The following is a 17,367-nucleotide window of genomic DNA, read 5'->3' on the forward strand; positions in this document are numbered from 1 at the left end:
ATCGCAGGGTAAAAAGTCTGGTAGACATCATAAGGGGACGCCCTTGAAATGGGTAGTTCACAAAGGGTCGGTGGTGCCAGACCAAAGCCGTCTGTCGCGCTGTGGCGAGGCCTGTATACTTGCGCTCTATTTGAGGAGCGCTCCATGGTCGAAGATGTTGAACTGAATCGCCTCTACTGGCACAGCCGCCGCGGCATGCTTGAGCTGGACGTGTTGCTGGTGCCGTTCGTGAAAGAGGTTTACCCCCATCTCAATGAAGTGGACCGTGCGTGCTACGTCCGCCTGCTCGAATGCGAGGATCAGGACATGTTCGGCTGGTTCATGGAGCGCAGCGAATCCGAAGACCCCGAGTTGCAGCGCATGGTCCGGATGATCCTGGACCGTGTCCAACCCAAGTAATCGCTTCGAATGCCGCTGGCAGGCCTCCGGGCAACTGCTGGCGGCCTATCTGCTGGCCCAGGTGTTCGCCCTGGGTTCGTTGTTTCTGTTGTCCATCGCGTCCTGGTGCGCCGCGCTTGGCGTTATCGTGTGCCTGGCCCATGGTGCCTGGGTGATCCCCCGGCATGTGGTGCTGACCCATCGCCGGGCCTTTTGCGGGTTGCGTCACAATGCCGCTGGCTGGCAGCTCTGGAGCCGGGCCGATGGCTGGCGGGCTGTGCAGTTGCGCCCCGATAGCCTGGCGCTGCCGCTGATCATCGTGCTGCGTTTCCGATTGCAGGGCGAGCGGCGGGTCCGATCGCTGTGCGTGCTCCGCGACGCGCTGGCGCCGGATGTCCACCGGCGCCTGCGGGTGCGGCTCAGGTTCAGTCGGCGTAGGTGGGCGGCACCAGGATAGTGTCCAGTGCCTCGGGCAGCAGGTTCGGGTAGTCGAGGGTGTAGTGCAGCCCCCGGCTTTCCTTGCGTTCCATGGCCGAGCGAATCATCAGTTCCGCCACCTGGGCCAGGTTGCGCAGTTCGATCAGGTCGCGGCTGACTTTGTAGTTGCTGTAGAACTCGTCGATCTCATCCAGCAGCAAGCGCACCCGGTGCTGTGCCCGTTGCAGGCGCTTGTTGGTGCGCACGATGCCCACGTAGTCCCACATGAAGCGCCGCAGTTCATCCCAGTTGTGGGCAATGATCACGTCTTCGTCCGAGTCGGTGACCTGGCTGGCGTCCCACGAGGGCAGGGCGACCGGAATGGCGATCCGCGGCAATTGCTCGAGAATGTCCGCCGCCGCCGAGCGGGCGTAGACGAAACATTCCAGCAGCGAATTGCTGGCCATGCGATTGGCGCCGTGCAGGCCGGTGAAGCTGGTTTCGCCAATGGCATACAGGCCAGGCACGTCGGTGCGGCCGTGTTGGTCGACCATCACGCCACCGCAGGTATAGTGCGCCGCCGGCACCACCGGGATCGGTTGTTTGGTGATGTCGATGGAAAACTCCAGGCAGCGCTCATACACCGTCGGGAAGTGGCTCTTGATGAACGCTTCGGGCTTGTGGCTGATGTCCAGGTAGACGCAATCGATACCCAGGCGCTTCATCTCGTGGTCGATGGCCCGGGCGACGATGTCACGCGGTGCCAGTTCGGCGCGCGGATCGAAGCGTTGCATGAAGCGTTCGCCGTTGGGGAGCTTCAAATGGGCCCCTTCGCCACGCAGGGCCTCGGTCACCAGGAAGCTCTTGGCCAGCGGGTGATAGAGGCAGGTGGGGTGGAACTGGTTGAACTCCAGGTTCGCTACCCGGCAACCCGAACGCCAGGCCATGGCGATGCCGTCGCCGCAAGCGCCGTCGGGGTTGCTGGTGTACAGGTAGACTTTCGCCGCGCCACCGGACGCCAGGACGACGAAGCGCGCGCCGTAGGTGTCGACTTCGCCGGTGCCGCGATTGAGCACGTAGGCGCCGAGGCAGCGGTCACCGTCCAGGCCCAGGCGTTTTTGGGTGATCAGGTCGACCGCGACGCGCTGTTCCAGCAATTCGATGTTCGGCCGTAATCGCGCCTGGGCGAGCAGGGTCTTGAAGATCGCCGCGCCCGTGGCGTCGGCCGCGTGGATGATGCGCCGATGGCTATGGCCGCCTTCGCGGGTCAGATGGAACTCGAAACCGCCGTCTTCGGTGCCCGATTGTTCGTCACGGGTAAACGGCACGCCCTGGTCGATCAGCCATTGGATGGCTTCCCGGCTGTGTTCGACGGTGAAACGCACCGCTTGCGGATCGCAAAGGCCACCGCCGGCGTTGAGGGTGTCGTCGACATGGGATTCAATGGTGTCGGTATCGTCCAGCACGGCGGCGACACCGCCCTGGGCCCAGAAGGTCGAACCGTTGGCCAGGTCGCCCTTGCTCAGCACTGCGATGCGCAAATGCGCAGGCAAGGTCAGCGCCAGGCTCAATCCGGCGGCTCCGCTGCCGATTACCAGAACATCGTGTTGAAACTGTTGGCTCATTCGAATGGTTTCCGCTCAAGGCGACCCGGGTCGGGGTTGGCGCCAGACACCGCTTCAACGGGTCGGGCAGCCACGCAGCCCACTAGTATATAGAGGGGGGGATCGGCACAATAGCCGGGCATTCATGGCAATGTGAAACCAGCGTGACAGAAAAGCGACACGCTTCGTCGGATCATCCGCTTGGCTTTGAGTCGACAAAGGCGGCCGTTTCGAGGATAGAACGCTGTTTATCACGTCATGGGGGCCTGATATTCAATACATGGTGATGTAAATAGCGGGAACTTTTGCCAAGCGCCTACGTTCAATAGACGGTTGTCTGCAAAAGGGAGCAGCGTCGGGTTGGTGCAAGATTTCGATTGGAATCTCTGCCGACAGACCCGATGACAGATTATTCGCGCAGCCGGGGAATCTCCTGCTGCGTTTTTCGTGCGTGCCGAGATCAGAGCGCGCCGGAAACTTGCTTGGAAGGGGGAGAACTTTTGCGAAAAGCCCGAGTCTATGTTTGCAAGCCCGGTCAATTAGTAATGCAAGCCTCCTTCGAGCTTATCGAGGAGTGTTCATGCTAACCCAGGAAGAGGATCAGCAGCTGGTCGAGCGGGTCCAACGCGGCGACAAGCGAGCTTTCGATCTGCTAGTGCTGAAATACCAGCACAAAATTCTCGGGTTGATCGTGCGTTTCGTGCACGACACCCATGAAGCGCAGGATGTCGCTCAGGAAGCCTTCATCAAGGCCTACCGCGCACTTGGTAATTTCCGCGGGGACAGCGCGTTTTATACGTGGCTTTACCGCATCGCCATTAACACGGCGAAAAACTATCTGGTTTCACGCGGCCGCCGGCCGCCGGATAGTGACGTAAGTTCTGAAGATGCCGAGTTCTATGATGGCGATCATGGCCTCAAGGATCTCGAATCACCGGAACGTGCGTTGCTGCGGGATGAGATTGAAGGCACCGTCCATCGAACCATCCAGCAACTGCCTGAAGATTTGCGTACGGCTTTAACTTTACGTGAATTCGACGGTCTGAGTTACGAAGACATTGCGAGCGTCATGCAATGTCCTGTGGGCACCGTGCGCTCCCGGATTTTCCGCGCTCGGGAGGCCATCGATAAAGCCCTGCAACCTTTGTTGCAGGAAAACTAGAGACAGCGGCGACAGCCAAGAGAGGAACGCCATGAGTCGTGAAGCCCTGCAGGAATCGCTGTCCGCAGTTATGGACAACGAAGCGGACGAACTTGAATTACGTCGGGTACTGAATGCCTTTGACGATGTTGAAACACGTGAGACCTGGGCTCGTTACCAGATCGCCCGGGCTGTCATGCACAAGGATTTGCTGCTTCCACGCCTGGACATCGCCGCGGCCGTTTCTGCTGCATTGGCTGACGAAGCCGTACCGGCAAAAGCTTCACGCGGACCATGGCGCAGCCTGGGTCGTCTGGCGGTAGCCGCATCGGTCACCGTTGCCGTATTGGCCGGTGTGCGCCTGTACAACCAGGATGAGATTGCCGGCGTGCAAATGGCGCAGCAGTCCAACCAGCCTGGCTTGGCCGCTCCACAGGTCAAGGGCCCAGCGGTATTGGCCGGTTACAGCGAAGGTTCGGAAACCGCAGGCCCGATGGTCAACGGTGTTCTGCAAGGCCAGCCCGGCTGGCATGATCAGCGTCTGCCCAACTACCTGCGTCAGCATGCCCAGCAAGCTGCCCTGAAAGGTACCGAAAGCGCGCTGCCTTACGCCCGTGCCGCCAGCCTGGAAAACCGTTAATAAGGAAAACCATTGCGCGCCATACCTCTATTCACGCTTCTGCTGGGTGGCTGGTGTGCGATTCCAGCCCATGCCGATGAGGCTCAGGACTGGTTGAGCCGCCTGAGTCAAGCCGAGCAAAAGCAGAGCTTCCAGGGCACTTTCGTTTACGAGCGCAACGGTAGTTTTTCTACGCATAACATCTGGCATCGCGTCCAGGATGGCAAGGTCCGCGAGCGGTTACTCCAGCTCGACGGCTCGGCACAGGAAGTCGTGCGCATTGATGGGCATACTCAATGCGTCAGCGGCTCCTTGATCGCGGGGCTGGGCAATACGCCGGACAGCTCTTCACGTGCGCTCGATCCGCAAAAACTCAAGAATTGGTATGACCTTGCGGTCATAGGCAAGTCGCGCGTGGCCGGGCGTCAAGCGGTCATCGTGGCGTTGACGCCCAAGGACCAGCATCGTTATGGCTTCGAGCTGCACCTGGACAAAGAGACCGGCCTGCCGCTCAAATCCTTGTTGCTCAATGACAAGGGTCAGTTGCTCGAACGTTTCCAGTTCACCCGCTTGAACGTCGCCGCGCCCGCGGACGGTGACCTGCAAGCCAGCGCCGAATGCAAGGCTGTCGCGCAGGATCCCGCCAAGGCCGTTGCGGTGAAAGCCGCCTGGCACTCGGACTGGTTGCCGCCCGGCTTTGAACTGACCAGCAGTGCCATGCGCAAGGACCCGGACACCCAGGTCCAGGTCAGCAGTTTGATGTACGACGATGGCCTGGCGCGCTTCTCGGTGTTCCTGGAGCCGTTGAACGGTGCCAACGCCACCGATACCCGTACTCAACTCGGTCCGACGGCTGCCGTCTCCCGCAGGCTCACGACGCCCCAGGGCGAAATGATGGTCACGGTGGTCGGTGAGATTCCTATCGGTACGGCGGAACGGATCGCGCTTTCCATGCGCTCCGACGTCACCGCGACTCAATAGTCGGTTGACGGCGCGGGTGGTTCGATTGCGCGAGAGGCTGATGACGCCAGGGCTTGATCGAAATGCCGAAACTTCCTGTCAGCATTTTCATTTGCAAAAAACCAGCTTTTTTTCTATAGGTCAGAGCCGCTCGGCTCTGGCCTTGTCTGTTCCCGGAACAAAAATACCGGCGTATCTTTCCCTGGTATTCCTTGCTCCATATCGCTTAACCATGCTCGTCGTAACGGGAGCCGTATGTCGATACCACGCTTGAAAACCTATCTCTCCATTTTTGCCACCGTGCTTGTGCTCGGTCAGGCCGTTCCTGCCGTGGCGGTCGAATTGCCTGATTTCACGCAACTGGTCGAGCAGGCTTCACCCGCCGTGGTGAACATCAGCACGACCCAGAAGCTGCCGGATCGCCGTGTATCGGACCAGCAGATGCCGGACCTGGAAGGCTTGCCGCCGATGCTGCGGGAGTTCTTCGAGCGTGGCATGCCACAACAACCCCGTTCGCCCGGCGGTGGCCGTCAGCGCGAAGCCCAATCCCTTGGGTCGGGCTTCATCATTTCGTCTGATGGCTACATCCTGACCAACAACCATGTGATCGCCGATGCCGACGAAATCCTGGTTCGCCTGGCCGACCGCAGCGAGCTCAAGGCCAAGCTGATCGGCACCGACCCACGGTCCGACGTGGCGCTGTTGAAAATCGAGGCCAAGGACCTGCCGGTGCTCAAACTGGGCAAATCCCAGGACCTGAAAGCCGGCCAATGGGTCGTTGCCATCGGTTCGCCGTTCGGCTTCGACCACACCGTGACCCAAGGTATTGTCAGCGCCATCGGTCGCAGCCTGCCGAACGAAAACTATGTACCGTTCATCCAGACCGACGTACCGATCAACCCGGGTAACTCCGGTGGCCCGCTGTTCAACCTCAACGGTGAGGTGGTCGGCATCAATTCCCAGATCTACACCCGTTCGGGCGGCTTCATGGGCGTGTCGTTCGCGATTCCGATCGACGTTGCCCTGGACGTGTCCAACCAACTGAAGAGCGAAGGCAAGGTCAGCCGTGGCTGGTTGGGTGTGGTGATCCAGGAAGTGAACAAGGACCTGGCCGAGTCTTTCGGGCTGGATAAACCCGCCGGTGCGCTGGTGGCGCAGATCCAGGAAGGTGGCCCGGCTGCCAAGGGCGGTCTGCAAGTGGGTGACGTGATTCTGAGCATGAATGGTCAGCCGATCGTCATGTCCGCCGACCTGCCGCACCTGGTGGGGGCCCTCAAGGCTGGCGCCAAGGCCAATCTGGAAGTGATCCGCGAGGGCAAGCGCAAGAACGTCGAGTTGACCGTCGGGGCCATTCCTGAAGAGGGCAAGGAGCTGGATTCGCTGGCCAAGTCCGGCGTCGAGCGCAGCAGCAATCGCCTGGGCGTGGCCGTGGCCGAGCTGACCGAAGAGCAGAAGCGCACCCTGGAGCTCCAGGGCGGCGTGGTGATCAAGGAAGTGCAGGACGGTCCTGCCGCGTTGATCGGTCTCCAGCCGGGCGACATCATCACGCACCTGAACAACCAGGCCATCGGTTCGGCCAAGGAATTCACCGACATTGCCAAGGCATTGCCGAAGAATCGTTCGGTGTCGATGCGGGTCCTGCGTCAGGGGCGTGCGAGCTTCATCACCTTCAAGCTGGCCGAATGATCGGTTAGCCGCTGAAAAAAACCGCCTCGAAAGAGGCGGTTTTTTTATGCCTGGCGAATGCTCAGCCCATCATGTCCTTGACCATGCGTTCCTGCTCCATGAGTTCCCGCTGGCGGGCATCGATGCGCGACGACAGGGGGAAATTGGTGCCGGCGCGCCGTTTGGCGAAGTCCAGTTGCTGAATGGCCTGACGGTAGTCGCCCACCAGGGCGAAATACTCGGCACGGGCCTGGTGCAGGCCAATGATGTTGCCTGACAGCCCGCGGGTCTCGGCCACCATGTACCAGATGTCCGGATCGTCCGGGCGCGACTTGAGCAAGGTTTCCAGGGCTTTCTCGGCATCGGCGGGGCGGTTCTGCTTGAGCAGCAGGTCGACGCGGACCTGGTTCAGCGGATAGTTGCCCGGGTACTGGCTCAGCATCCGGTCGACGCGGGATTGAGCGTCGGCCAGTTTGTTGCTGGTGATGTCCAGGTCTACCTGAGCGAGGTTGTAGATGATCTCGTTGGGCGATTTGGTCAGCAGCGGCTTGAGATTCTCCCGGGCGTCATTCAACTGGCCGCCCTTGATCTGCGCGATCGCCAGGCCATAGCGGGCCACGTCGTTATTCGGATTCTCATCCAGCTGTGCCCGGAAGCGCTTGGCGCCCAGGCCCGGGGTTTCTTCGTAGGTCAGTTGGACCCGCGCGCGAATCAGTTGATAGCGCACACTGTCTTCGATGCCGCCCGGCTTGGCCTGCTCGGCGCGGTTGCGGGTGTCGGCGATCCGCGATTCGGTCACCGGGTGAGTCAGCAGGAATTCCGGAGGCCTGGCGTCGAACCGGTATTGGCGCATCAGGCGCTCGAACATGGTCGGCATGGACCGCGGGTCGTAGCCGGCCTTCTCCAGGTTCAGGATGCCGATGCGGTCGGCTTCCTGTTCGTTCTGGCGCGAGAAGCGCCGTTGTTCCTGGATGGCGGCGGCCTGGGTCCCGGCGATGGCCGCGATCCCGGCGTCACCGCCACCGGCGGCGGCAATCACGATGCCAGCCAGCAGCGCCGCCATCATCGGCACCTGCATGCGTTGCTGGGCTTCGACGCCGCGGGCGAAGTGGCGTTGTGACAAGTGCGCCAGTTCGTGGGCCATGACCGAGGCGTATTCGCCTTCGGTCTGGGCGTTGAGGAACAGGCCGCCGTTGACCCCGACGATGCCGCCCGGTGCGGCGAAGGCGTTGAGCTGCGGGCTGTTGATCAAGATGAACTCCAGGCGCCGGTCGTTGACCTGGCTGGTTTCCACCAGCTTGTACACGCTGGTTTCGACGTAGTCCTTGAGCTGTGGATCGTTGAGCTGTGAAACCTGGCTGCGCAGCAGGGCCAGCCAGGCGCGGCCCAGTTGGTGCTCCTGTTCTGGCGAGACGATGGCAGAACTGGCATCGCCAAGTGACGGCAAGTCGTCGGCGAAGCCCGGTGAGGCAAGCAGGCAAGCGAGCGTCAGCAGGGTGGGGCGCAGAAATGTCATGCACGAAGCCTTAGTTGACAAAGACCCTACTGTAGCCGGACACCGGGCCCGGGACCAGATATTCTAGGCCGCTCAACGACCTGCCGCGGAGCGAGCCCATGACTGATGCTGTAGCCCACGATGCCGAACTGGACGCCAGCGGCCTGAATTGTCCGTTGCCGTTGCTCAAGGCCAAGCTGGAACTCAACCGCCTGGCCAGCGGCAGTGTGCTCAAGGTGATCGCCACGGATGCGGGCTCGCAACGTGACTTTCGCACCTTCGCCCGATTGGCCGGTCATACGCTGCTGCGTGAAGAAGACGAAAACGGCGTCTACCGTTACTGGCTGAAAAAGGCCTGAAAAAAACCGATAGCGCCTCTTAAGGATTTTTAATGTTCAAAGTGTTACGCGATTGGATTCAGCGCTACTTCTCCGATGAAGAGGCGGTGGTTCTGGCAGTGCTGCTGTTCCTGGCGTTTACCGCCGTGCTGACCCTGGGCGGCATGCTGGCACCGGTGCTGGCGGGAATGGTGCTGGCGTATCTCATGCAGGGGCTGGTCACGACGCTGGAGCGTTTGCGGCTGCCCGGCACTGTGGCAGTCGGGCTGGTGTTTGCCCTGTTCATGGGCGTGCTGGTGGTGTTTGTCGTGGTGATCGTGCCGTTGCTCTGGCACCAGTTGGTGACTTTGTTCAACGAGTTGCCGGGGATGCTCGCCAAATGGCAATCCCTGCTATTGCTGCTGCCTGAGCGTTATCCGCACCTGGTGTCCGATGAGCAGGTGTTGCAGACCATCGAAGTGGTGCGCGGCGAGATCGGCAAGTTCGGCCAATGGGCGCTGACGTTCTCGCTGTCCAGCCTGCCACTTCTGGTCAACATCATGATCTACCTGGTGCTGGTACCGATCCTGGTGTTCTTCTTCCTCAAGGACCGGGAAATGATCGGGCGTTGGGTGCGTGGCTACCTGCCTCGTGAGCGGGCGCTGATCACCCGAGTGGCCCAGGAGATGAATCGGCAGATCGCCAATTACATTCGCGGAAAAGTCATCGAGATTTTCATCTGCGGTGGCGTGACCTATATCGGTTTCGTGACCATGGGGCTCAATTACGCCGCCCTGCTGGCGCTGCTGGTGGGCATTTCAGTGGTGGTGCCTTACGTCGGCACCGTGGTAGTGACCGTGCCGGTGGCCTTGATTGCGCTGTTCCAGTGGGGCTGGAGCGATCAGTTCATTTACCTGATGGCGGTCTACGGGATCATCCAGACCCTGGACGGTAATGTGCTGGTCCCGCTGCTGTTCTCCGAGGCGGTGAACCTGCATCCGGTGGCGATCATCTGTGCGGTGCTGCTGTTTGGCGGGCTGTGGGGATTCTGGGGGGTGTTCTTTGCGATTCCCCTGGCGACACTGTTCAAGGCGGTGCTGGATGCGTGGCCGAGCAAGGAGCCGGTTGTAGCGCCGTTGTTGTAGCTTTGACCGATGGGGTGAGGCGGAGGGCCTCATCGCGAGCAAGCTCGCTCCCACACGGGATTGATTAACACCACCAATCCCTGTGGGAGCGAGCTTGCTCGCGATAGCGCCAGTACAGGCAGCGACAATTTCAGCCCTTGTCGAGGGCCTGGGCCGCCGCCAACACCGCATCCACATGCCCCGGCACCTTCACGCCACGCCATTCCTGGCGCAGCACGCCGTTCTTGTCGATCAGGAAGGTGCTGCGGTCAACGCCCAGGTATTCCTTGCCGTAGAGTTTTTTCAGCTTGATCACGTCGAACAGCTGGCAGACCGCCTCGTCCTTGTCGCTGATCAGTTCGAACGGGAACTCCTGCTTGCACTTGAAGTTCTCGTGGGACTTGAGGCTGTCCCGGGAGACGCCGAACACTTCGGTGTTGGCGGCCTGGAATTGCGCGTACTGATCGCGAAAGCCCTGGCCTTCGGTGGTGCAGCCGGGGGTGCTGTCCTTGGGGTAGAAATAGATCACCACCTGCTTGCCCTTGAGGGCGGCGAGGCTGATGGTCTGCCCGCTGGTGGCGGGCGCCTGGAAATCGGTAACCGGCTGGTCGACGGCAACGGCCATGAACGCTTCCTTACATTGGGTTTTGTGGGCGCCACGGTTCGATCAGGGCATCCAGGTTCATCGCATCGGCGAAGTCCAGGAACTGATCGCGCAGCCAACTGATCTGGGTGCCGGCGGGCAGGGTCACGGTGAACGTGGCGTTGAGCATGGTGCCGCCGGTCTGTGGGGCCTGATAGGTGTCGCAGGTCAGGTTCTCCAGCTCGACGTGGTGGTCCATGAAGAACTGGCACAGCTCATTGATGATGTCCGGACGGTAGGCCGAGCTCACGTAGGCCACATAAGGCAGGGCCTGGGGACGGTTCTCCAGGGCGGCGCTGCGCACGACGTTGACGGTAAAGGCATGCTTCTTGGCCAGCACCGGCAGACTGCCTTCCAGGCGCGCCAGGGCGTCCCAACTGCCGGAGATCTCGAGCACGAGTGCGCTGCATTCGCCATGGCGGGTCAGGCGTGAGGTCACGACGGCGCAGCGATTTTCATGGCTGGCGCGGCACAGGACGTTAGTCAGCTCCATGGGGTTGGCGCCAAGGGCACTGATAACAAGGAATTGTTCGCGGACTGTGGGGGTGGACATGCAGCATTCCTAAAGCGATGAGCGGTCGGTACCTTTGCCGCTCGACACAGCGCCCGGCCCGGGAAAACGAACGGCTCAAGCCTTGTGCCCAGGGTTGCGCTGCATTCCGCGACAGCGGGAAAGCACCAGGACAAACCCGGGATCGGGGCTTGTGGCGTCGAAAACGGAGGCTGGAAACCGGCGTATGAGCTTGTCGGTACCGATCAAAGCCTGAAGGGTAGCGAAAACCATCGCCCAGGGGAATGGTAGTTCGCTTGTACAAGCATCTTGGCGCCAGTACCATTACCGCTCTCTTTTTCCGGCAGGAGCGGTTTCATGATTGCGGGCAGTATGGTGGCACTGGTCACACCCATGGATGCACAAGGGCATCTTGACTGGGCCAGCCTCAGCAAACTCGTGGACTTCCACCTTGAGAACGGCACCCATGCCATTGTCGCCGTCGGTACCACCGGCGAGTCGGCAACCCTCGACGTCAATGAGCACATCGAAGTCATCCGTGCCGTGGTCAAGCAGGTCAACGGTCGCATCCCCGTCATCGCCGGTACTGGCGCCAACTCGACTCGCGAAGCCGTCGAGCTGACCCGCAACGCCAAGGAGGCCGGTGCCGACGCCTGCCTGCTGGTCGTCCCGTACTACAACAAGCCGACCCAGGAAGGCTTGTACCAGCACTTCAAGCACATCGCCGAAGCCGTCGACATCCCGCAGATTCTCTATAACGTTCCTGGCCGCACCTCCTGCGACATGCAGGCCGAGACCGTGATCCGCCTGTCCACCGTGCCGAACATCATCGGCATCAAGGAAGCCACCGGCGACATGAAGCGCGCCAAGGCCATCCTCGATGGCGTGAGCAAGGACTTCATCGTGCTGTCCGGGGATGATCCGACAGCGGTCGAGCTGATCCTGCTGGGCGGCAAGGGCAACATCTCCGTCACCGCCAACGTTGCCCCGCGCGAAATGGCCGACCTGTGCGAGGCCGCGCTCAAGGGCGACGCCGAGACCGCTCGGGCCATCAACGAAAAACTGATGCCGCTGCACAAGGACCTGTTCATCGAGGCCAACCCGATTCCGGTGAAATGGGCCTTGGTCGAAATGGGCCTGATGCACGAAGGTATCCGCCTGCCACTGACCTGGCTGAGCACTCCCTGTCACGAACCGCTGCGGCAGGCCCTGCGCCAGTCCGGCGTCCTGGTTTAATTGAGGAAGTACAACGCATGAAGCGAATGGCCGGACTTTCCGCACTTGCCTTGATTATCTCCAGCACCAGCGGCTGCGGATGGATCTGGGGGCCGGAAGGTTACTTCCGCGACCGTGGTAGCGATTACCTGCAAGCGCAACAGACTGCACCGATGCAACTGCCGCAAGACGTCCACGTCGCCAAGCGCCTGGATCCGCTGCTGCCGATTCCGCGCAACGTCGCGGACGACAGCGTCAAGGGCGAATACGTCGTCCCTCGTCCACAGCCGCTGTCGGCCGTGGCCGACGCCAGCGACTACACCCTGCAGAAGAGTGGCGATTCCAGCTGGGTCATGGGCCAGCATCCGCCAGCCGAAGTCTGGCCGGTGGCGATCCAGTTCTTCCAGGACAACGGTTTCCGCCTGGACGAACAGCGCCCGCAGACCGGCGAGTTCACCACCACCTGGCAGCGTTCCGATGAACTGTCTGCCGCCATGGCCAAGCGCTTGAGCGCCGCCGGTGTCGCGGCTGACAGCGAAACCCGCGTGCGGGTGCGTATCGAGCCGGGCGTGCAGCGCAACACCAGTGAAATCTACGTGGTCAGCGCCGAGCGTCCTGCCGGCAGCACCGCCGACGTGGCCTTCACCAACCGTTCGGTCAACACCGGCCTCGACGCTGCGCTGGTGGACGACATGCTCGCCAGCATGAGCCGTACGGCAGAGCAGGGTGGTTCGGTCTCGATGCTGGCATCCAAGGAATTCGATGCGCCGAGCCGCGTCAGCCTGAGCGAAGACGGCAGCGGCAACCCGGTGCTCAACGTCGGCTCCGACCTGGACCGTGCCTGGTCGAGTGTTGGTCGTGCGTTGGAACAGGGTGAGTGGCGCGTTGAGGACATCAACCGCAGCCTGGGCCTGTACTACATCAACCTCGCCGAGAAGGCCGAGAAGAAAGACGACAAGCCTGGCTTCTTCAGTGGCCTGTTCGGCAGCAAGCCGGACAAGGAAGAGATCGAAGCCCGCGCCGAGCGTTATCAGGTTCGCCTGAGCAAGGTCGGCGAAAGCGTCCAGGTCACTGTCGAGAAGAACATCAACACCGTGGCGCCGGCCGATGTGGCCCGCAAGGTATTGAGCGTGATTCAGGATAACCTGGGCTGATCCGATGCGTTTTGCCGTTCTCGGCAGCGGTAGCCAGGGCAACGGCACGCTGGTCGCCAGTGCTGGCACGTACGTGTTGGTCGATTGTGGTTTCTCCCTGCGGGAAACCGAGAAACGCCTGTTGCGCCTGGGTGTGCACCCGGCGCAACTGAGCGCGATACTCGTGACCCACGAACATGCCGACCACGTGCATGGCGTGGGTTTGCTGTCTCGGCGCTACAATCTGCCGGTGTACCTGAGCCGTGGGACACTGGCAGGCCTGCGCAAGCCCATCGAGCCAGCCGGCTTCGTGGTCGGTGGCGAGCAACTGCGTATCGGTAGCCTGGACATCAGCGTGGTCAGCGTGGCGCACGATGCCCGGGAACCGACGCAATATGTATTCAGCGACGGCGAGCGGCGCTTCGGACTGCTCACCGACCTGGGGTCGTATTGCGACAGGGTAATGGACAGTTACCGGGACCTCGATGCATTGATGATCGAGTCCAACCACTGCCGTGACATGCTGGCCCGTGGTTACTACCCGTACTTCCTCAAGCAACGGGTAGGCGGGGAGCACGGACATTTGAACAACCACCAGGCCGCGTTCCTGGTGGCCGAGTTGGGCTGGCAAGGCCTGCAACACCTGGTCCTGGCCCATCTGAGCAGCAAGAACAACCTGCCGCAGCTGGCCCGGCAATGTTTCGTCGACACCCTCGGGTGCGACCCGGACTGGCTGCAACTGGCCGATCAAGATTCAGGGCTCGACTGGCGACATATCGCCTAGCCCACTACTTAGCAAGCGGAGCCCATCATGGAAAAACGTGAAGAACTCTACCGCGGCAAAGCCAAGTCGGTTTACAAGACCGACGACGCTGACCGCTTGATCCTGCTGTTTCGCAACGACACCTCGGCGTTCGACGGCAAGCGCATCGAACAACTGGACCGCAAGGGCATGGTGAACAACAAGTTCAACGCCTTTATCATGCAAAAACTCGAAGCCGCCGGCGTGCCGACCCAGTTCGACAAGCTGCTGGGCGACAACGAATGCCTGGTCAAGAAGCTGGACATGATCCCGGTCGAATGCGTCGTGCGTAACTACGCCGCCGGCAGCCTGGTCAAGCGCCTGGGCGTGGAAGAGGGCATGAAGCTCAACCCTTACACTTTCGAGCTGTTCCTGAAGGACGACGCCAAGGGCGACCCGTTCATCAACGAATCCCACGTCGTGGCATTCGGTTGGGGCACCACCGAGCAACTGGCCCGCATGAAGGAATTGTCCCTCAAGGTCAATGACGTGCTGACCAAGCTGTTCGACGACGCCGGCCTGCTGCTGGTGGACTTCAAGCTTGAATTCGGCGTGTTCAGCGACGGTTCCATCGTCCTGGGTGACGAATTCAGCCCGGACGGCTGCCGTCTGTGGGACAAGGACACCAAGAAGAAGATGGACAAGGACCGCTTCCGCCAGGGCCTCGGTGACGTCATCGAAGCCTACGAAGAAGTCGCCCAGCGCCTGGGTGTACCGCTGTAATCGACGCAAGCATCTGATAGCACGGAAAAAATTTCGCTCGGGGGTTCGCTTCCGGCGAATGTGCTGGTATGATGCGCGCCACTGGAGAGATGCCGGAGTGGCCGAACGGGACGGATTCGAAATCCGTTGTACTGGCGACAGTACCTAGGGTTCAAATCCCTATCTCTCCGCCATTACATATAAAGCCTCGTAAATTTTTGGTTTACGAGGCTTTTTTGTGGGCGTTAAAAAGCGGCTGTACGTAGTATTTTTGTGTTCGTCCTGCGAATGGTGCATAAAAAAACGCCACGGCTGCCCGCACATCGGTGATGTAGGTCGGCAGAACGTCCGATGGACACTGTTCCTTACATACCGTTGAACTATAGGCGTGTTGGCAATCGCACCAAGCAGACTACGAAGGACTCGTTCGAAATGGGTTAGGTCGAGCCAGATTCAGGCAGCAGGCAGGTAGGTACACCTGAGCTTCTTATCCTCGGCATTCCGGCCGGGCTTCCAATACATCTCAGCGTCTTCCTAGCGCGTTCGCGACCTTCAGCACCGCATCATTCTCTCTGTGAGTGCTTCTGACGGATCAGAACCTCAAGCGCGTTCTTTTGATCGTTCAGGGCTTGGAGCGCCTGAATGGCTTCGGACAGAGCGACTGGGTGCGTCATGGATAGGACGATTGCTGTTGCCAGTCCCATCTCCACACAAGCGAGTAAGCCCCATTCGTAGCCGTGATTTCCAACTGCATACAGCCCCACATTTTCGCACTGGGTCAGCCCCGCTTCATCGTCGTACATTCTTGTGTGGAGGGTGACCGTCTTAGCGTTGGGATGAGCGCCAAAGTCGATGGAGCTTTCGTATAACTCGTACATCCAATCGCCCAATCCCGGTCCTCGGTCATTGGCTATTTTCTGAGCTGATTTGATTGGGGCCTGAAAGGCTTTTTTACAGGCTTTCAGGTTATCTGGTGAGTCGTTGCGGCTGATCCAGATCTTGGTAAGGGTCTGAGATTCGTCCTCGGTCATCAGAAGGGCATAGCAGGCAGTTTCCAATGCCGTTCTGAGGATAGGGTAAACACCAGCCGCGTGACCAGTCAGACCCACTCGGAAGGCGGTCATCAGGAGGAAGCGGGCATTGATCAGTATGGAGTGAACGATTACCTCATCGGGCGCGACTGCTGGTCCACTGACATGCTGTGTGAGGTACGAATCAAGGCCATCCATCATGCTCAGGAAGGGTGAGCCTGTATTTAGAATCTCGTCCAGATTCTCAGTGCCGGCATTCAAGTAAGCGCGGAACGAATTGTCTCCATTGCTACAGAACATCACTGATCCTCGCTTCGTTTATTTTCAGTTCAGCCTTGTATTTCGGTGTATCGACTTCGATACGCTCAATCGTCCATCCAGCTTTGAGCCATAGCGGCTCAAGGGGAGCCTTGAGGCGCTTATCGGTTTCAGCGTGGGGAAACGGGGACAGACCCTGAGGGATCCCCACAAATCTATTCCAATGCCTGCGCCTCTTGATGTACCTCTGCTCGCAACGCGTGCTCAAGTCTCTCCAAAGTTTTTCGAGAGTTTGAGCCGCGTCCGCTACGCCAGTATTCCAGGCCCAGCCGCCATAGCGATAACACTCGTCGGCGTTTAAGGCTATTGCTTTGAAAACGGCGCTCATGCCCCGCCTCGCGGGCCTGCAACCCCGTTAAACAAATGATGTAATTAGCCAGAGCCGAGATCAGCAACAGTACTTCGATTCGGCGTGGGCAGTGACTCCGATGGCGAGTGACGCCTACGCCAAAATACTCACTTTTTACATCTCTGAAGCCTTCTTCTATCTGCATGCGCTGTTTGTAAATGGCCACGATTTTCGATGGATTCCATTGATCTGCCGGCAGGTTGCTAGCCAATAACCAGGGCTCTCGTTCACGATTGGCCGATTGCCTGCTGAGTTTGTTTTTGGCGATTGATCCGGTGACACGCTGGTGTTTGCGACCTTTTGCCGAATGCCTAACGCAGTACAGATGAATGATGTGCGGAGCGCTTTGGGTCATCTCGAACCGCCCCAATGACTTCGGTGAGGACGATGCCAGAGCGTAGAGGTTTTTAACGGGTAGCCAAGTGTCTGCGTCGGCTCGGTAGAGATCCCGGTTACGCACGCGTCCCACGTAATACCAGCCTTGCGCCTCGACGGCTTTGATCCATGGTCGGCGAAAACCTGCGTCAGCCACAAGGATCGGAACGCACTCTTCGGGAAGCATTTCGGCCAGCGTTTGTAGCAATCGTTTTTGATATTTCGGACAACCCTCACGTTCATGAACGCTCTCGTAGATCGGGAATGAGCGTCCCGCCAAAGGGATGGCTGCGCGTAACAAAAAGAACTCCCCTGCCGCATCAATGGGTGACCAATCAACCAGGATCAATGGATGCTTCAGCGAGCCCAACAGGGCTCGCAGCATGACCCAGTAAAACAAAGGGCGCTCGGTTTGCAGATGCCGATTACCCAGCAACCGATCCACTCGTTTGATGGTGTGTTTGGGATAGGCTTTGCTCGGTAAAAATCGACCAAGCCCCGTCAGAGTGAGCCGACGTCCTCGTAGCAATGCGCTGACACAACACATCAACGTTTTCAGGCGACGAGA

18 protein-coding genes and 1 tRNA gene are annotated in these 17,367 nt (G+C 60.0%); 13 read left to right on the plus strand and 6 right to left on the minus strand.

The window, feature by feature from the left end; genetic code table 11:
- The first annotated feature begins 144 nt into the window (after positions 1-144).
- Together BM321_RS24690 and BM321_RS24695 are read left to right on the plus strand one after the other, a co-directional pair.
- On the plus strand, positions 145-399 hold the full coding sequence (locus tag BM321_RS24690) for an FAD assembly factor SdhE (RefSeq protein WP_003184348.1): 255 nt from the start codon (positions 145-147) through the stop codon (positions 397-399).
- A complete protein-coding gene (locus tag BM321_RS24695) occupies positions 383-835 on the plus strand; it encodes a protein YgfX (protein WP_092445380.1) in 453 nt (150 codons plus the stop codon). The genes BM321_RS24690 and BM321_RS24695 overlap by 17 nt, the downstream gene beginning before the upstream one ends.
- Here the strand turns inward: BM321_RS24695 and nadB are convergent.
- Positions 804-2,420 (minus strand): L-aspartate oxidase, encoded by a 1,617-nt coding sequence (gene nadB / locus BM321_RS24700; protein WP_092332707.1) that lies wholly within the window; start codon positions 2,418-2,420, stop codon positions 804-806. The two genes, BM321_RS24695 and nadB, sit on opposite strands and share 32 nt — an antisense overlap.
- 559 nt (positions 2,421-2,979) lie before the next feature.
- Between nadB and rpoE the strand changes: the two genes are divergently transcribed.
- From rpoE to BM321_RS24725, 4 genes are all read left to right on the plus strand, one after another.
- Complete coding sequence (gene rpoE, locus BM321_RS24705; protein ID WP_003172477.1) at positions 2,980-3,561, plus strand: RNA polymerase sigma factor RpoE/AlgU; 582 nt, start codon at positions 2,980-2,982, stop codon at positions 3,559-3,561.
- A gap of 31 nt (positions 3,562-3,592) precedes the next feature.
- Positions 3,593-4,180 carry a sigma-E factor negative regulatory protein gene (locus BM321_RS24710; RefSeq protein WP_014337028.1) on the plus strand — a complete coding sequence of 196 codons (588 nt, stop codon included), beginning with the start codon at positions 3,593-3,595 and terminating at the stop codon, positions 4,178-4,180.
- Between the two features lie 12 nt (positions 4,181-4,192).
- Positions 4,193-5,140 (plus strand): MucB/RseB C-terminal domain-containing protein, encoded by a 948-nt coding sequence (locus BM321_RS24715; protein WP_092445382.1) that lies wholly within the window; start codon positions 4,193-4,195, stop codon positions 5,138-5,140.
- Positions 5,141-5,374: 234 nt separating this feature from the next.
- Positions 5,375-6,805, plus strand: a complete 1,431-nt coding sequence (locus tag BM321_RS24725) for a DegQ family serine endoprotease (RefSeq protein WP_092332703.1) — start codon at positions 5,375-5,377, stop codon at positions 6,803-6,805.
- A 61-nt stretch (positions 6,806-6,866) separates the two neighbouring features.
- Here the strand turns inward: BM321_RS24725 and BM321_RS24730 are convergent, their stop codons facing one another.
- Positions 6,867-8,300 carry a M48 family metalloprotease gene (locus tag BM321_RS24730; RefSeq protein WP_092445384.1) on the minus strand — a complete coding sequence of 478 codons (1,434 nt, stop codon included), beginning with the start codon at positions 8,298-8,300 and terminating at the stop codon, positions 6,867-6,869.
- Between the two features lie 98 nt (positions 8,301-8,398).
- Between BM321_RS24730 and BM321_RS24735 the strand changes: the two genes are divergently transcribed.
- The gene (locus BM321_RS24735) at positions 8,399-8,638 is read left to right on the plus strand and encodes a sulfurtransferase TusA family protein (RefSeq protein ID WP_053120054.1); all 240 of its coding nucleotides are present in this window, start codon (positions 8,399-8,401) and stop codon (positions 8,636-8,638) included.
- A gap of 32 nt (positions 8,639-8,670) precedes the next feature.
- A complete protein-coding gene (locus tag BM321_RS24740) occupies positions 8,671-9,741 on the plus strand; it encodes an AI-2E family transporter (protein WP_092332699.1) in 1,071 nt (356 codons plus the stop codon).
- A 130-nt stretch (positions 9,742-9,871) separates the two neighbouring features.
- On the opposite strand, the gene BM321_RS24745 is transcribed toward BM321_RS24740, so the two are convergent.
- Positions 9,872-10,345 carry a peroxiredoxin gene (locus BM321_RS24745; protein ID WP_092224896.1) on the minus strand — a complete coding sequence of 158 codons (474 nt, stop codon included), beginning with the start codon at positions 10,343-10,345 and terminating at the stop codon, positions 9,872-9,874.
- Between the two features lie 10 nt (positions 10,346-10,355).
- On the minus strand, positions 10,356-10,916 hold the full coding sequence (locus BM321_RS24750) for a glycine cleavage system transcriptional repressor (RefSeq protein WP_003184325.1): 561 nt from the start codon (positions 10,914-10,916) through the stop codon (positions 10,356-10,358).
- 315 nt (positions 10,917-11,231) lie between these two features.
- Here BM321_RS24750 and dapA point away from each other — a divergent pair, with 315 nt between their 5' ends.
- The 5 genes from dapA (at position 11,232) to BM321_RS24775 (ending at position 14,920) form a co-directional block, all read left to right on the plus strand.
- A complete protein-coding gene (gene dapA, locus BM321_RS24755; RefSeq protein ID WP_060738759.1) occupies positions 11,232-12,110 on the plus strand; it encodes a 4-hydroxy-tetrahydrodipicolinate synthase in 879 nt (292 codons plus the stop codon).
- A gap of 17 nt (positions 12,111-12,127) precedes the next feature.
- A complete protein-coding gene (bamC, locus tag BM321_RS24760; protein WP_092445386.1) occupies positions 12,128-13,243 on the plus strand; it encodes an outer membrane protein assembly factor BamC in 1,116 nt (371 codons plus the stop codon).
- 4 nt (positions 13,244-13,247) lie between these two features.
- On the plus strand, positions 13,248-14,006 hold the full coding sequence (locus tag BM321_RS24765) for an MBL fold metallo-hydrolase (protein WP_060738757.1): 759 nt from the start codon (positions 13,248-13,250) through the stop codon (positions 14,004-14,006).
- Between the two features lie 27 nt (positions 14,007-14,033).
- The gene (purC, locus tag BM321_RS24770) at positions 14,034-14,747 is read left to right on the plus strand and encodes a phosphoribosylaminoimidazolesuccinocarboxamide synthase (RefSeq protein WP_092445388.1); all 714 of its coding nucleotides are present in this window, start codon (positions 14,034-14,036) and stop codon (positions 14,745-14,747) included.
- Positions 14,748-14,830: 83 nt separating this feature from the next.
- Positions 14,831-14,920, plus strand: a tRNA-Ser gene (locus tag BM321_RS24775).
- 369 nt (positions 14,921-15,289) lie between these two features.
- Here BM321_RS24775 and BM321_RS24780 read toward each other — a convergent pair.
- Positions 15,290-16,057 (minus strand): hypothetical protein, encoded by a 768-nt coding sequence (locus BM321_RS24780; protein ID WP_092445389.1) that lies wholly within the window; start codon positions 16,055-16,057, stop codon positions 15,290-15,292.
- Between the two features lie 173 nt (positions 16,058-16,230).
- The coding region (locus tag BM321_RS24790) for an IS4 family transposase (RefSeq protein ID WP_092445396.1) at positions 16,231-17,367 on the minus strand (1,137 nt) is incomplete at its 5' end.

Origin of the sequence: Pseudomonas sp. NFIX10 (assembly GCF_900111955.1) — a bacterium.
GTDB classification, from domain to species: Bacteria; Pseudomonadota; Gammaproteobacteria; order Pseudomonadales; family Pseudomonadaceae; genus Aquipseudomonas; species Aquipseudomonas fluorescens_AA.

Coding starts and splice junctions, on each gene's coding strand:
- BM321_RS24750 (WP_003184325.1), bottom strand. CDS start 10,916: ATGTCCACCCCCACAGTCCGCGAACAATTCCTTGTTATCAGTGCCCTT.
- BM321_RS24725 (WP_092332703.1), top strand. CDS start 5,375: ATGTCGATACCACGCTTGAAAACCTATCTCTCCATTTTTGCCACCGTG.
- BM321_RS24735 (WP_053120054.1), top strand. CDS start 8,399: ATGACTGATGCTGTAGCCCACGATGCCGAACTGGACGCCAGCGGCCTG.
- BM321_RS24780 (WP_092445389.1), bottom strand. CDS start 16,057: ATGTTCTGTAGCAATGGAGACAATTCGTTCCGCGCTTACTTGAATGCC.
- nadB (WP_092332707.1), bottom strand. CDS start 2,420: ATGAGCCAACAGTTTCAACACGATGTTCTGGTAATCGGCAGCGGAGCC.
- dapA (WP_060738759.1), top strand. CDS start 11,232: ATGATTGCGGGCAGTATGGTGGCACTGGTCACACCCATGGATGCACAA.
- purC (WP_092445388.1), top strand. CDS start 14,034: ATGGAAAAACGTGAAGAACTCTACCGCGGCAAAGCCAAGTCGGTTTAC.
- BM321_RS24710 (WP_014337028.1), top strand. CDS start 3,593: ATGAGTCGTGAAGCCCTGCAGGAATCGCTGTCCGCAGTTATGGACAAC.
- BM321_RS24740 (WP_092332699.1), top strand. CDS start 8,671: ATGTTCAAAGTGTTACGCGATTGGATTCAGCGCTACTTCTCCGATGAA.
- rpoE (WP_003172477.1), top strand. CDS start 2,980: ATGCTAACCCAGGAAGAGGATCAGCAGCTGGTCGAGCGGGTCCAACGC.
- BM321_RS24690 (WP_003184348.1), top strand. CDS start 145: ATGGTCGAAGATGTTGAACTGAATCGCCTCTACTGGCACAGCCGCCGC.
- BM321_RS24765 (WP_060738757.1), top strand. CDS start 13,248: ATGCGTTTTGCCGTTCTCGGCAGCGGTAGCCAGGGCAACGGCACGCTG.
- bamC (WP_092445386.1), top strand. CDS start 12,128: ATGAAGCGAATGGCCGGACTTTCCGCACTTGCCTTGATTATCTCCAGC.
- BM321_RS24730 (WP_092445384.1), bottom strand. CDS start 8,300: ATGACATTTCTGCGCCCCACCCTGCTGACGCTCGCTTGCCTGCTTGCC.
- BM321_RS24745 (WP_092224896.1), bottom strand. CDS start 10,345: ATGGCCGTTGCCGTCGACCAGCCGGTTACCGATTTCCAGGCGCCCGCC.